General features: G+C 44.1%; 11 protein-coding genes. All 11 read right to left on the reverse strand.

The window, feature by feature from the left end:
* Positions 1 to 10: 10 nt before the first annotated feature.
* The 11 genes from DPF91_RS08170 to DPF91_RS08220 all read right to left on the reverse strand — a co-directional run bounded on the left by DPF91_RS08170 (position 11) and on the right by DPF91_RS08220 (position 14,385).
* Positions 11 to 2,161 carry an LruC domain-containing protein gene (locus DPF91_RS08170; RefSeq protein WP_420855583.1) on the reverse strand — a complete coding sequence of 717 codons (2,151 nt, stop codon included), beginning with the start codon at positions 2,159 to 2,161 and terminating at the stop codon, positions 11 to 13.
* A 241-nt stretch (positions 2,162 to 2,402) separates the two neighbouring features.
* Positions 2,403 to 3,044, reverse strand: coding sequence for a sugar transferase (locus DPF91_RS08175; RefSeq protein WP_117233923.1), 642 nt, complete (start codon positions 3,042 to 3,044; stop codon positions 2,403 to 2,405).
* A 47-nt stretch (positions 3,045 to 3,091) separates the two neighbouring features.
* Positions 3,092 to 4,249 (reverse strand): glycosyltransferase family 2 protein, encoded by a 1,158-nt coding sequence (locus tag DPF91_RS08180; protein WP_117233924.1) that lies wholly within the window; start codon positions 4,247 to 4,249, stop codon positions 3,092 to 3,094.
* 12 nt (positions 4,250 to 4,261) lie between these two features.
* The gene (locus DPF91_RS08185) at positions 4,262 to 5,356 is read right to left on the reverse strand and encodes a glycosyltransferase (RefSeq protein WP_117233925.1); all 1,095 of its coding nucleotides are present in this window, start codon (positions 5,354 to 5,356) and stop codon (positions 4,262 to 4,264) included.
* A gap of 97 nt (positions 5,357 to 5,453) precedes the next feature.
* A complete protein-coding gene (locus DPF91_RS08190) occupies positions 5,454 to 6,926 on the reverse strand; it encodes a GumC family protein (protein WP_117233926.1) in 1,473 nt (490 codons plus the stop codon).
* Positions 6,923 to 8,038, reverse strand: a complete 1,116-nt coding sequence (locus DPF91_RS08195) for a glycosyltransferase (protein ID WP_117233927.1) — start codon at positions 8,036 to 8,038, stop codon at positions 6,923 to 6,925. The genes DPF91_RS08190 and DPF91_RS08195 overlap by 4 nt, the downstream gene beginning before the upstream one ends.
* The gene (locus DPF91_RS08200; protein WP_117233928.1) at positions 8,031 to 8,816 is read right to left on the reverse strand and encodes an acyltransferase; all 786 of its coding nucleotides are present in this window, start codon (positions 8,814 to 8,816) and stop codon (positions 8,031 to 8,033) included. The genes DPF91_RS08195 and DPF91_RS08200 overlap by 8 nt, the downstream gene beginning before the upstream one ends.
* Before the next feature lie 98 nt (positions 8,817 to 8,914).
* Positions 8,915 to 10,366, reverse strand: coding sequence for an O-antigen ligase family protein (locus DPF91_RS08205; RefSeq protein WP_420855584.1), 1,452 nt, complete (start codon positions 10,364 to 10,366; stop codon positions 8,915 to 8,917).
* A 25-nt stretch (positions 10,367 to 10,391) separates the two neighbouring features.
* Complete coding sequence (locus DPF91_RS08210) at positions 10,392 to 11,840, reverse strand: lipopolysaccharide biosynthesis protein (RefSeq protein ID WP_117233929.1); 1,449 nt, start codon at positions 11,838 to 11,840, stop codon at positions 10,392 to 10,394.
* Positions 11,837 to 13,081, reverse strand: coding sequence for a glycosyltransferase family 4 protein (locus DPF91_RS08215; protein ID WP_117233930.1), 1,245 nt, complete (start codon positions 13,079 to 13,081; stop codon positions 11,837 to 11,839). The genes DPF91_RS08210 and DPF91_RS08215 overlap by 4 nt, the downstream gene beginning before the upstream one ends.
* Complete coding sequence (locus tag DPF91_RS08220; RefSeq protein WP_117233931.1) at positions 13,081 to 14,385, reverse strand: glycosyltransferase; 1,305 nt, start codon at positions 14,383 to 14,385, stop codon at positions 13,081 to 13,083. The genes DPF91_RS08215 and DPF91_RS08220 overlap by 1 nt, the downstream gene beginning before the upstream one ends.
* Between the last annotated feature and the right edge of the window lie 17 nt (positions 14,386 to 14,402).

The raw sequence follows: 14,402 nt of genomic DNA on the forward strand, positions 1-14,402 counted from the left end.
ATCGGATTTCCTACTCGTAGATTTTTTCAATTAGCGCTCGGCTACGTTTGTGCCAGTTGGTTTTTTGTTGTCCGCTCGTTTCAGCGTATTCTGCGAACTCAGGATAAGCGTTCACTAGGTCGACTCGTTCTGTTGGCCAGCGCCATTCATCGGTGACAAGCAGTGCCCAAGGTAGGTTGCTAGGTGTTTTGAAGTAACGACCTGTTGTTGGGTCACTGGTATCGACGCCGAGATTAAACATTGCATCGCCGTTAAACTTCTCGGTCGGTGCATAATCGGCTAAATGAACCTCCCAGCTTCTGCCAGGGTGGAGAGGCAGCCCTTCACCATGGTAGTAGCCCGGTGTAGCAAAAATGAATGGGTCATAAGGCATATCAATTAACGAAGAAGTATCAGCGTCATCGTTCAGTGTAATATGAAGTTCAAATGTGAATGACTCATTTTCTTTACAGTGCATTTGGGTACGGTAGAAACGACAATCTTTGCCTTTCTTGTGGCTCAAATCGTTCGAAACAATAAAGATCGCTTCGTTGCTATCGAGCTCTAAACCGCTATCACCTTGTTCTACTTGATCGTGAAGCTGACGGGTAATGCTTGTATCAATCGAATCGCGGTCTAACCCTTTCAAACGAACCGCAAAACCGTTGTGATAGTCAGCACCGTATGCCGCTAATCGACCTTGAACATAAGACTTCTTCACTGAACCTTGTTTCAGGATTTCAGTGACGCGGTAGTGAATAACAACGTCGTTCATGTCATAGTCAGCGGTGTATGGCCAATTGTCTTCGTAAGCGAGGGTCGCGTAGCCTGTCTCACTCGGGAAATGTCGAACAGTAATGCCACCCCCCGTGACGGTGATTTGGTGATCCTCAACCTCACCATTCAGTGCACCGCCATATGGAGAAAGCCCAGTTTGAGTACTAAAGCGGAAGCGACTCCAAGTCATACCGGTTTGTGCGCCATAGTCGACAGTAAATATGACTTGGTTTTGTCCTGCATTGAGGATGGTATCTTGAATCACATGCTCGCCTTCGTCGTCAAAGTCACCATCTTGGTTCCAGTCAAACCATGCGGTTAGATAACCTTGGGTGGAGGCGTTCACAGTAATGATTGAATCTAGACCAGGCTCGATAGCGGTCACGAAACCAATACCGTCTTCGTCGTTGATACCGGTTGTATTATCACTCAAAGGTGCAATCAAACCATCTTGCTCACCATCGGGCACTAGGTCACCGATGTAAGTGACCCCATCTATCGCATGTCGCGGGCCGTTAGCAGCAAGTGTGGTTTTGTAGGTCTCTGGCGCGTCACCAAAATCGATATTTGAATCTTCATCGATAACGGGAGCATTAGCACAGCGAGCACCATCATTTTTAGAAGAGCTTGGGCCTTCTGCGAACTTAACTGCGGCCACGTTGCCTTCATCAATGTTGGTTTGACTCGACAGGTCAACCCGATAAATAAAGCCGTCTTGGTTACGAGATACGTAATAATAGCCATTTACGTCAAAATAACCCGCGCCGAATGTGCCTTTCTCGCCAGTATCACCAATTTGAGTAACGGCTCCAGTATTGGTGTCGAATTGGTATAGGTAACCACTGCCATTATCAATACCATAAAGGTGTTTCGTTTGTGGATGGAAGGCAAAGTCTGTAAGGCTGATGTTTGCAATGTCACTGACTTTTACAACGTCTAAAACAGCTTCTGGATCATCGTCAAGTGGAGTGAGGTTTATCTTGAACAGCCCCTCTCCTTGGCGGTATAAGTAATAGTGCTTCTCAAAAACATCACCGACGAAGAAGGTATAACCGCTAGGTAAGCCAGATGTGTTGATGTCCTCAACCTTAAAATCTTTACCCAAGCGCACAATTTTTTTGGCGTCCGTGTCATAGCCATAGATATAACGGCTATCGAAGTCGAAACCAACGCCGTTAATATTGTTGTCTGTACCTGTATCGCCTTGAAGGAGCGCTGTTTGACCCGTTACTAGGTTTACACCATAGACTTGAACAGGCTTTGATTGGAACAAATAGGCTTTACTAGGGCATGTATCAAAAGGGGTTGCCTGAGCATTATTACTTTGCATTAACAGTCCAATAGCAAGGCAGCTTAAGGCAAGTGTTGGTTTAACGCGTTTATGTTCAGAATCAGAGAAAACCATTTGAATCTTCCTTGTTCATTGTTGAATATCAGAAGTGTTTCAATTCCTGTGCCATTTTTAAGTGCCTGATTTGATGAAGTTTTGTGTCATTTTGCGATTGTAGGAAAAGCGTTTCTCAAATTGAGAAGGGATTCTTGCTTATTTGAGAATGGAATCTTGGAAGTTGTTAAAAATAATAGATGTGGAAAGGGGATAGTAAGTCTTGTCTTGCTATCCCCCTCTCTTTCAGTTCGCGCAAGGTTTATTGCCCTCGACCGTCCACCATTACCACCAGTGTTTTTACGGTGATCATAAGGTCAGTGGTGAACCAAGCAGCGAAAGAGTGGTGAGACAAAGCATAACTATGATCAAACCCAACTTTACGACGCACATCCTCGATAGATGTGTCATAGCCTTGGTTTACCTGAGCGAGTCCTGTAATCCCAGGAAGTACACCATAAGTGCGATCAGCAAAGAATGGGATTTCTTGTTCTAGCTTTTGATAAAAGTAAGGGCGTTCTGGGCGCGGGCCGATGAGGGACATCTCGCCTTTTAGTACATTAATAAGTTGCGGAAGTTCATCCAAGCGAGTTTTTCTAAGGAAACGGCCAACCGGCGTAATACGAGGGTCGTTTTCCGTTGCCCATGTTGCACCAGAACGAGCTTCAGCATCTTGGTACATGGTCCGAAACTTTATAATCTCGAATAGCATCATTTCTTGCGGTGTAGATTTACCCACACGAAGTTGTTTGTAAAAGATGGGGCCAGGAGAGCTGATTAGGATAGCCAAAATAATGAATGGTAAGATTGGCATCAAAATCATTAACCCGACGATGGCACCTGAAACATCGAAGAAACGCTTGCACTGGCAGATTGCATGGTTTGGTTTAGCTAGTGTATACATAGTGGATTCCTTCTCTATATTTTTAAATTGGTTACTTAAAAGCTCTATTAGGCGTGTCTGGTTAGAAGATACTTAAGTCCCCCAATTAGGTTTGCCGTGTGGCCGATAATTAAGTAGTTGAAAAGTTGGACAGGTTTAAAGGCGATGTGTGTCCCAAGGCTGGTGGTTAGAATCGCGAGGCAATATAAAAAAACTTGTCCATACATTGCGATTTCGAACAGCCAAATATCTCTCAGAAGAAAGCTGCTGATAAATGCTGCGATGAGTAGGTAAGGGGTGAATAGGCGCAGGCCTTTACCTGACGCAAAAGCAAATGCGATGGTTTTGAACCTTGGGCTAAACAATGAAATCAAGATGATCACTTGTTGCATATTGCCTGCTGAGATGCGAAGGCGACGTGCGAAGTCAGCTTTGATTGGTGTAGGCTCTAGCTCAGTTGCAATAACCTTGTCGTCGTAGTCAGAAAGATAGCCTTGCTCCACGATTTTCATCGGCAAGATAAAGTCGTCGTTGATGGTGTTCGTATCTAAAGGTTGAAACAGGTGGGTTCTGAAGATATAGAACGCGCCGTGAGAGCCAATTGTGGTTGCAAGGGATGCTTCAGCTTGTTTGATTTTACTTTGATATTGCCAGTAAGCGTCTTCACCTTCTGTTGCTGCCTCTAGTAGAGAGTACTGACCGTTTACCACGCCTACTTTTTCATTCTCAAAATGCACTGCCGCAATTTTTAGTGCATCCATCGATATCAATGCAGAAACATCGGTAAACACGGTTAACTCGTTAGATGCATCATTCATTGCCGCGTTGATGGTTTGCACTTTACCGCGATTCTCTGAGTGCTCAATAACCTCAAACAGCGTGTCTGCACAAATCGCTTCTTGAATTGTCTCGCGAGCAATTTTCGCTGTGTCGTCAGTACAACCATCGCAATGCAGTTGAACACTGAGCTTATTGCGAGGGTAGTCGAGCATCGCACAATTGCGAAGTTTGTCTGCAATCCAACGCGCTTCATTGTAGGCAGGTATTACGATGGTCACAGATGGATAGTGACGTACCTTGTTCAGTGTAGAAGTCGATGCGCGGCTATCGGATTGACCTTGCTTCATAAAGTGTTTTAGTAGCATTGGGTATCCGACATGATGGTAGATCACTAATACACAGCAGACAGCAAAGACCGAGATAAGTGTGATTTGTAAACTCGTCATAACGATACCCCTCTAGGCAAAAATGGCAGGCTGCGAGCACACCAGTTGTTCGTAAGTAGTGACCATGTCACGGATATCATTGTGAGCGCAGACAAACGTGCGTGGCGAAGGCGTATTCTGTTGAATTTGAGTCATCATTCTCTGTAAGCAGATAGCCATGTCTGGAATATTGTTGGCTTTGATAAGCATTCCTGTATGAGGACACAAGGTTTCGTGTGACGAGCCAACGTTGGTGACGGCCGTTGGAATACCACATGCTTGCGCTTCTAATGCAGTTAATGGATAACCTTCATTGCGTGAAGGGAGGCAGAAGATATCGAGCGCTTGATAGAAACGTTCGACTTGGTCGACACGGCCGACAAAATGTACTCGCTCGCTCAGGTTGAGCTTATCAACTTGCTTTCTCAATGTTAGAAATTGGGAGCCATCTCCGGCGATAGCCAGATGTGTGGTTTTAGGTAGTAGCATGAGCGCTGAGATAAGAACGTCGTGGCCTTTGACGTGCTCTAGTCGACCCGCGCTACCTATGATCGTTGCGTGTTGTGGTAAGCCAAAACAAGCTCTCGCATCCGATTTATGACCTTCAACGAATCGTTGAGTATCGATGCCATTGAGAATGGTTTTGACGTTCTGACTTGGGAAGAACCGCTGTACTTCTCGACCAACTTGTTTGGCATCAGCAACCAGATGAGGGCGTACAAGCTTGAGAGCAGCAGATTCCAAGGCGCGACGTTTCAGACTATGTAAATGCCACGCATCGTGCTCAGTGTGGATGCAATGAGCGACACCAGCGGTTTTTGCTGCAAATCCTGCGTAGAGTAATGGCCCAATGTGATGTGTGTGTACTACATCCGGTTGCAGAGTCTTAAACACCTTGTGCAGGGTCACAAGTAAAGGCAGTTGCACACCCGGTTGCTTGTTTAAAAACGATAACTTGTTTTTGTATTGATTAAGTTTAGGCCATTTCGCTAGGGCCTCGTCTTTGGTGCCTTCTAGGCTGACAATCAGAGTGTTGGACTGAGAGAACTGAACTATGTCTAGTACCAGGCTCTCAAGCCCACCTGGAGAAAGGTGCTGCACAACATGGATGACTCTTTGCTTGTTCATATTGATCTCTCCCTATCTAAGACTATCTATGAAGTAGCATGAGTTGTGCCAGTTTTAAGTTATTGTTTATTAGCGTTTTTGTTATTTTTCCTCGAATTTACTTAATTTGAGAATCAATTTGAGTGGACTCTGTTTGAAATCTAGGCAGTGTCGTCAAAATAGGAATATCAGTGATGTTCGCAATATCTTGCGCATTGCGAATTGTAGAATCAAAGAACTCTAAAATAATCGCCAGGCCAATGCCTAAAGCGCATCCACCAAAAATGCCAGCGATGATAAAAATAATGGTAGGTAGGTTTGAAGGGCGAGTTGGCGTATACGGTAGATCAATCACTTTGACACGTTTACTCTCTTCAAATCTGCCAAGTGACCCGGTCAACTGCGCCATCTCATAACGCTGCAGCAGCTCTTCGTAAAGCTGACGTTTCATCTCTACATTGCGCTGCAGGCGAAAGATCTCTTTCACATGATCACCGAAGCTATGTGCTTTGACCTCTAGCTCCGTGATCATTTTGCCAAGGCGATTCGTTTCTTCCTTGAGTGATTCATATCGTCCACGTTCTTGCTGCAGTGAAGCAAGTTGCGTCATCAACAATGGTTGAATCGCATTGTTGGCGCTCAGTTGCTGGCTACTCGCCATATCCCAAAGTTGATCAGCGTTTAGGTTAGGCTGGTTTGATGCCAGCAGCGTTTCTCGTTCGGCTTCTAGTCTTTTTAGCTCACGTTGTTTTGCTTGTACCGCACTATGATTATTGGTGTATTTTGCTTGCAGTAGTGTTAACTCACTGCGAGTTTCAATAATCTGATCTTCAATGCGACCAACAACTGGGTTGGTTTGTGAAAGCTGTTGGTCTAAAGAACCTAAGCTGCGCTCCACACCCGATAGCTCAGCTTGTTTTTCAGCAAGGCTTTGTTTAAGTGTTGCAAGTCGAGCGTAGGTTTGTGATTGCAGCTCTGGTGTTAACGTGGTGTGTTCATTGGTGTACTTCGCTAAGTTCTCTTCAGACTCTTGAAGTGAAATTAGACGCTTTTCAATGTGTTGGTTAAGGAACTCGCTAGAGTCGGTAATCGATGAACGTTCAGGGGCAAGAATTTGCTCGATAAAATGACGACTCACCGATTCTAGCAACTCTTTCATACCATCCGGGTTTGACGAAGAGTATTCGATCTTGAGCAGATCTTTACCGATTTGCTGAACCTTTAATTGAGAAGCAATCGAAGCGATGACTTTTTCTCTCTCACTGTTAGGGTTTTGATCGTCAATTAGGCCTAACTCTTCGGCAACCATCCCCAAGACGTGGCGACTTTTTAATAAAGTTTGGATCGCATTCAAACGATCGTTGAGCATGGTTGAAACCGCAATATCTTGCAAAAATGGGTTCATTTTCGCGGTTTCTTGAATCAACATGCTGGTGTGAGCTTTGTAAGTCGTAGGTGTGACCTTAGACACAAACAGCGCGATAATAGGTAAAAGCAACATTGGTAATGCGATGATCCAGCGGCGTCTCCAAGCAGCCAAAATGATGCTTACAAAACGCTCTTTCAACTGACGATTATTTTGATTATTCATAGTAACTCCAATAGCCAACTCACAAACTGCGCACGCTGCTGCCAACTTTCATCAGCAACGGTTACAGGCTGAGGATGATTCCATTCAGAAGGATGATTCAGTAGCTGGATCATGTCTTCACTGCTATTTACTAGGTTGATTTGATTTAGGTATGGATTAGCCGCATTGAAAGGCGTTGCCGCGATAGGTGTTCCCGCTGCGATGTATTCCATGAGTTTTAATGGGCTACAAGCTCGTATCTGAGCGTTATCTTTGAACGGTAACCAACTCATGTCCCAATGTTGAGAGTAGCGGGGCAGAAGGTGATGAGGTCTAGGGCCTAACAAGTGTACATTGTGTAAGGATTCGAGCTCTGGGACAGGCTTCTCTTGCGGTCCTATGAACACGAAGTTCCAGTTTTGCATTCTCTGAGCGACCGAAGCGATAAGGTCGATATCTAGCCATTCAGATAAACTGCCGTAAAATCCAACAATGGGCTTACCTTGCGGTAGATCTGTCGCGATATCTGCGGGCGTTGAAAATAGGCGATAATCAACGCCGTGTCTTACCATTTGGGTTTTCAATTTAGGAAACTTGTCTTGCATTTTGTCGCTAGCGACCAAGATAAGATCTGACTTTTCTGTGAGTTTTTCTTCATGCTGAAGAACGGTGTCGTGATCGACACCAGCGAGAGCACCAAAGTCGTCCCCACAGTAATACACAACTTTGCTTTCGCTCAGCTCTCCGCATAAATCTGCTGCCGTAGGTAGCGATGTCCACAATATAGGGTCATTAAGTTCTAATGAGTCAATCAACGGACGAAGTTGGTGAGACATTACCGTTTTCGCCAGTTGTCTTTCCCAAGTGTATTTCGGTGCTGGAAAAGTACGGATGTTGGCGACAGTGATTTGTTCTTCCTGTGATAACGACTCTTTATTGCTGTAGTTCGCAGCGGATCTTCCCGATAGCTTGTTTACTACTCGGAGTAGATCTTTTTTGCAAAGCTTAGGTCGGCGCAATCCTATGGAGTTTACCCATAGCACTTTACGGCTATGGCTTAAATATCTGACGATGTGTTGTGTGCTTGATGGCAGACCGCCAAAATCTTCACCAAATACAATAAGATCACGCATGGTAAGCCTCCTTGCTTTGTAACGAATCGTCTTGGTTTGCCTTGATGCTTTTGATGACTTTTGCAGGGTTGCCTGCAGCGATACTGAAGGGTGGAATGTCACGAGTTACAACGCTCCCCGCTGCAATAATGCTTCCTTCTCCAATCGTGACACCCGACTTGACGATGACGTTGGTTCCTAACCAGCAATCGCGTTTTAGGTGAATAGCACCGATTTGCTCCATATCATCAGGTTCACCGTTTGCACGACGCTGTGCATCTATTGGATGACCAGAATAGCCAAATAGGTTGCTACGTCCCGCGATTCGAACGTTGTCTTCGATGTGGACCTCTGTGCCTACTGCTATCGTGGTTTGCCAACCGATCCCAACGTTGTTACCTATTTTTAGCAGCGGGGTGGGAGTATGGTTGCTTGCTGAGAAAGTCGTATGTCCAGATATTCGGCAGCGGTTTCCAACTGAGATATTCAAAGGTCCGGATATGAAGGGTAGGCCACCATAAAGTAATAACTGTTTGCCTGAGTGAATACACCGGCCTCTAAAGGCGGGAGTGATGAACAACACGCGGGACACAAATTCAAAGCTATCACGGAATAGCGTGAGCGTTCGATACAGCAGCACGTTGATTAGACGAGGAAAGCGAATATCACACACTAAAATCGCTTTCAGTAACTTAAAAAGTGTTTTTGCAAACTGAGAGTCACTTTGCTTCAGCCAAATCTTAAATTGGTGAACGTTAAAACGAGAGGTTTTTGATTTATATGAGAGATTACTTTGCATAGCCCCGCTCCTAAAATGAGGATGTCTAACAGGGTTATTACATGGTTTGTGCCAGATTTTATTTTTATTAAAATCAGATGTTTAGGTTTGTTCTGTTTCTATTTCTCATTTTGAGAATCGTTCTGAGTAATTTTTGCTACGCAAATAATTAGCGCTGCCAGGATATAAATAGGCCATACGAACCCTTGTGTTAGGAAGGTGCCAGAAACAACAGTGCCTAGTAAACCTGCAAGAACTGCTTTTGCCATTGAGAGCAAGTAGCCGTGTGTTTCGTACGGAGCGGATTTTTTTGAGTTATTGGGTGAAGTGCTCTTTATTGTTGGATGAATATCGGTTTGAGTTAAAACCTTAATCGAGCGTTGAGCAGTGCGGAGTAACGACACGATCAACGCAAGAAATAGCATGAGCCCTAAGAACCCCGTCTCAGCTAAGACGCCAAACCAAGTGCTGTGTACCGCATGATTTAGTCCATCCCAGTGTGGGCTATAGAAAAAGTAGTTGAAATAAAAGTTGTTCAGTCCTACGCCAAAGAGAGGATTGTCTAGTGCCATCTTGAAGGCTGCTTCCCATGCGTATAGTCGTCCCATTGCGGATGCATCAATACCTGCTTCGGCAGCTCCGCCTGAAGCGCGATCTGAAATCCCCGCTGCGATATAGAGAACCAACAAACCTATTGCACCAGCCAATGCTAACAGTGATTTTGAGCGAACAACTTGAGAGAGGAAGTATCCGCATACTGCCACCATACCTAACAGCCCACCACGGCTCTGTGTTGCAATGATGGCGGCTATAAGCATAAAGGATATTAATCCGGCGAACAGCCTCTTAACGCCATGAAGGTTAGAACTGAAAAGCAAACTAATGCTAAAGCCCATTGGGAATAGAAGCACCAATGCTAAATCATTTGGGTCACCGAGCATTGAACCAATCGCGCGACCGATAGTGACGCGGCTTCCCTCAACAAGCCCTATGCCCATCGCGGAGTTGTAAAGAGCGACAATACTGACTAATGCCCCTGCTAACACGATGGTCCAACATGTCTTAGCTAAGTATTCCTTTCGATTCACAACCCATATTATTGCAAGTGTCATAATCATGATCTTCCAATAAATGCCTTTAAACGAATGGATCGCTACACCACGGTTAGAAGCAAACACAACGCTTAATATAACGACAAGCCAGAATAGCAATAGCCACTTCATTGCAGGGTGCCAAACAAGCTTCAAGGTACGACTGATCATTAAGTGCCAGCATATTGAAGCAAGCGCGCCTAATGAAAAAAGTAAGGGTAACTTGAAGGGCATCAACTGAGGTATGACTTCGTGGATACGAAAGAATGAGAACACAACGAACAGTAAGATTAGCCAAAAAAGCATCCTGATCGTGGCGATAATAGCAATTGGTAGCAGGGCTATAGCTAACCCAACAACAGGGTGAGGAACAAAGTACCAACCAACAAACACCAGAAAACACACAGCAACGATAATGAACAAACTGGATCTGTTCATTCGATGAGTTGCGGTCATGCTTTGTTGGATGGGACTACTCATTCAATCACCTTTTTACTGTATTGCCCTAGCAGCACCTTGAATGTTGATTCTCAAAATGAGAAACCAATTGGTTCTCTTTAAAAAGATGGTAAATAGCCAATAAAAGTAGCGTGAGTGATACGCTGGTAACTCCGATCATTGCTACTGCGCTATTTGTGTGTGCTTCAAGAACAGATGGAGCAAAATACAGACCACTTAGGCAAACTAATGTGATAGAAATTGAAAAGATAAAAGGCTTAGATGATTTAAAGATAGGAATGCATGCTTGGCTGGTGTGATATACCCAGATGGTTTTTCCAAGTTGGGCACAACCAATAGATATCATGACTCCCCAAATTCCATAGGAAATCAATAACGCACAACAGCATAGCCCTACAATTGTTGTAATTAGATTGATTTTAAACAGTTCTTGAGTGCGTTGCTTAACTAAAAGCCCAAGATTAACCAGTTCAGTGACTTCTTTGCCTAGCACCATAAATAGAGCACCCAGAATAAACAAACTCGTCTGTTGATATTGAGCGTCAAGCAGAATAGGTAATGCAAATTGGCTCAAAGACCCAACGACAATAATGAGTGCACAAACATACATGACGCCGAGAGTTGAGATAAATGCCGCATTGCGTTTGTCCTGTTGCAAAATGGCAAACCGCTTGGGCATCCACCACATACCAAAAGGTTGAACCAATATGCAGGTGGCTAATGCAAACTTAGCCGCGATAGCGTACTGACCTAATGTCTCTAGATCAGAGCTTGATAGAACCAACCATCTTTCTGCTCCGTTAAGTCCAAATGCAACGACTGCCGAAGCTGTCATTGGAATCGCGTAGCGCATAGACTTAATTGAAAAACGAGAAGTGGGAACAACGAGTTTTAGATTTGATAACTTGTATACCCATATCCACTGAACGATGTGAGTAACCAGACCCGCAAGAAGCATGCTTGTCACGCCATAGTTGCACTCTAGTAAAGTGATGACCAGAAGCGCTTGGAACAGTGTGGTAAAGATAGATAACTTGGTAAATGCGGTAACGTGGTCTTGCATTCTCATCCAAGCCATTCCTATCGCGAGTGACCCGCTGATAATGAGTGACAAAAGAACAATCGCGATTTGCTGTGACTCAATATGATAGGGAAGTGAGTTCCCCCACATATCCAGGAGACCAAAAGCGATGATTAACAGAGTGATGAGAGCGGTTGACGTCAACAATGATAAGCTAAATAACTGGTTAGCTTTTTGTTTGGCACAAGTTTTTTTATCTTCACCATCGTTGGCAAAACGATAGAGAGCTTCGTGCAGGGAGCATGAAATAATAAGCGATATGAAGGTACTAGAGACGGTAATGAGCTCTAGTTGTCCATAATCCTCAGGGCTTAAATAGCGAGTGATTATAGGTAGCATTAGCAAGGACGTTCCTTTCATTATGCATATCGCAAACCCGTAAGAGGCAATGTCTTTGAGTGCTGAAAGCTTCATGCAGCACCTCGTTCATCGCTGGTTTCTGTACCTATTGCTTTCGTTTCTGATTCTGATTCTGTTGATTCTTCACTGCCTTCGAGAGCTAATTTTATCTGTTGGTAGCAGCGTTTTGCTGTATACGTTTTCGCAAGCTTATACCCATGACGAGCAATGGATTGATATTGATCTCTGTGTTGCGCTATTTCAACTAAAGCTTTGGCTAATGACTCTACGTCGTTTGGTACATACTTAACGCAGTTCTGATGGTCGGTGAGTGTTTTATCCCAATAGGCACCATCTCGTGGAATGACAACCAAAAGACCTGCTGCCATTGATTCTAAGACAGAAAGCCCAAAAGGTTCTGAATGAGAAGTTGAAACAAAAACATCGCAGTTTGCTCGGATCTCATCCAGGTTTTCCGGCTCTTCGAACCATTTAATGTCTCTCACTAACTGAGGTGCTTCTGATTGCTCAACATAACTATTCTGAGGTTTGATATAACAAACAGAAGTGCTTAACAGCGTTTGCTTTGATGTGAGGTGATGCGCTTGTATCAGCAAGTCTAAACCTTTCCATTTCAATAAAGATGCTGCCCAAAAAAGTTTCAGAGTGCTGAAATTATTGGAGTCTGAGTTTCTAACGGAAGGCCAATGTGACTCAGGGATCCCATTAGTGAATGGAACGAAATACTCTGGCAAGTCCTTATCCTTTTGTTTAGACAAAAGTGTGTTGATACTTGATTTTGAAGAGGGAAGGTAAAAAGTTTGATGTCCCTGTTTTAGACACCAACTGACAACGCGACTGCCGAACACTGGCCCATGAATACACTGAATTATTTTGATGGAGAGAATTTTACGGGTGAGTGCAGAAAACAAATAACCAGCAAGGTCGACACCTGGCCCTGAAATTAATAGTAAGGTGTTTAGTGAAACGATACGTTTTGATGTCGAGTTAAATTGGGACCGACTCGAGAGCTTCAACCATAAGCCAACGATATTAAGCATAAGTACTATCTGTTTTACCCAGTAGCCCCAACCTGACGATTGTTTAATCAGAAATTGTGGGCACAACAAGCTGTGAATCAAAACTACACTTCGCTTGGTTGGCGCTCTATCAAGCCATTTATTCCAACTTTTGGTGTCACTTGTCAGAATATGAAATCTTGTCTCACCGGAAACTTCAAGCATATGTCGAGTTGCAACTTTAGAGCCGCCCTCGAAAGGGATAGGATCGAATACAATACATGCGTTTTTATTCATTAGATAGACTCCTTGCGATGGCCAATCGAGGGGGCTAGATGCTTCTCGATGATATGCTTGTTAATAAACGTCTTTAGTGGTCTTAGTGCAGACGAAAAACAGAGCAAGAGCTGGGTATGTCTAGGCTGGTGGACGGTTAGTTTTGAATTGAGTAACTCAAGATACTCATGTTCCATCGAGTTGCTGTTTGCTTTCAAAGTGAAGCAAGCTAAGGCTTTCTTGTGGGCGTAATAAGCCAGTGTTTTGCTAAAATCAGCGTTATCGAGAAGTTGCTGAATGGAGGTTACAAGCTGTTTGTCATTGTCGAATAGCAATCCGGTTTGGTTATGACAGACAACCTCGGGTATACCTCCAACGGAAGGTGCAACGATGGGTAAGTGAGCCATGGCTGCTTCAACGAGTACCAGTCCAAATGCTTCGCTTCTGGCTCCACTTACAAACATAGTTGCACCTCCTTGTAGCCACTCCGAAACTTTGGATTGTTCGCCTACAAGATGTACATATTTCTCAAGTCTTTCTGATGCTATCTGAGCTTCAAGTTGAGGCCGCTCTGTTCCTTCACCAATGATAACAAGATGAGTAGAGGTACCCTTTTTAGCTAAGACATTGACTGCATTGATGAGTCTATCGAAGCCTTTACGATGAATTAGGGAACCTACACTGATCAAGATAGGATGATCATCTTTAATCTCAAGTTTCTCTCTGATTGAGAGTTTTGATTTGTTTTGGGTTGGAATACCGTTGTAGATTGTTGATAGCTGTTTCGTTGGAAAGCCCTCATTGATAAGACTCTGGCTCACTGCGTTGCTGACACCTACGATCTTAGGGCTCAAGTGAAGAAGTAATGACAAACGATCTCGTAGATTGTAGTGACAGTGTAACTGTGTAAAGTAAGGGATACGTTTTGCATGTGCCGCGATAGAGACCCATTGGTTAGGCGCTGCACTATTCACATGAATGAGGTCGATGCTTTCTGAGTCAATGATTTGTTTGGTACGGCGCACCAGGCGTATTGTCGAATAGCAATCAAACTTGGGAGTATTCCAGCCAAATAGGAGGGAGAACGGCTCATAGTAGCTCTTGATGTTTAGCGATTCGGCTTTCTTGTGTAGAGGTTGATTGTTGGTCCACAAGATAGGGTGAAACTGTGCACTGAGAGAGCTCATAAGGTTGATGAGGCAAACCTCGCTTCCTCTGAGCCATTGGTCGCCATAATGAACAAACAAAATGTTCTTCTTTTCTTGAAGAGTATCTTTGTTCTTATCCCTTTCACTTTGTGTCACAGATCTTGGTGTGCTGTTCATAAACCTAACCTTTAAAC

It is taken from the genome of Vibrio maerlii (assembly GCF_003415655.1).
GTDB classification, from domain to species: domain Bacteria; phylum Pseudomonadota; class Gammaproteobacteria; order Enterobacterales; family Vibrionaceae; genus Vibrio; species Vibrio maerlii.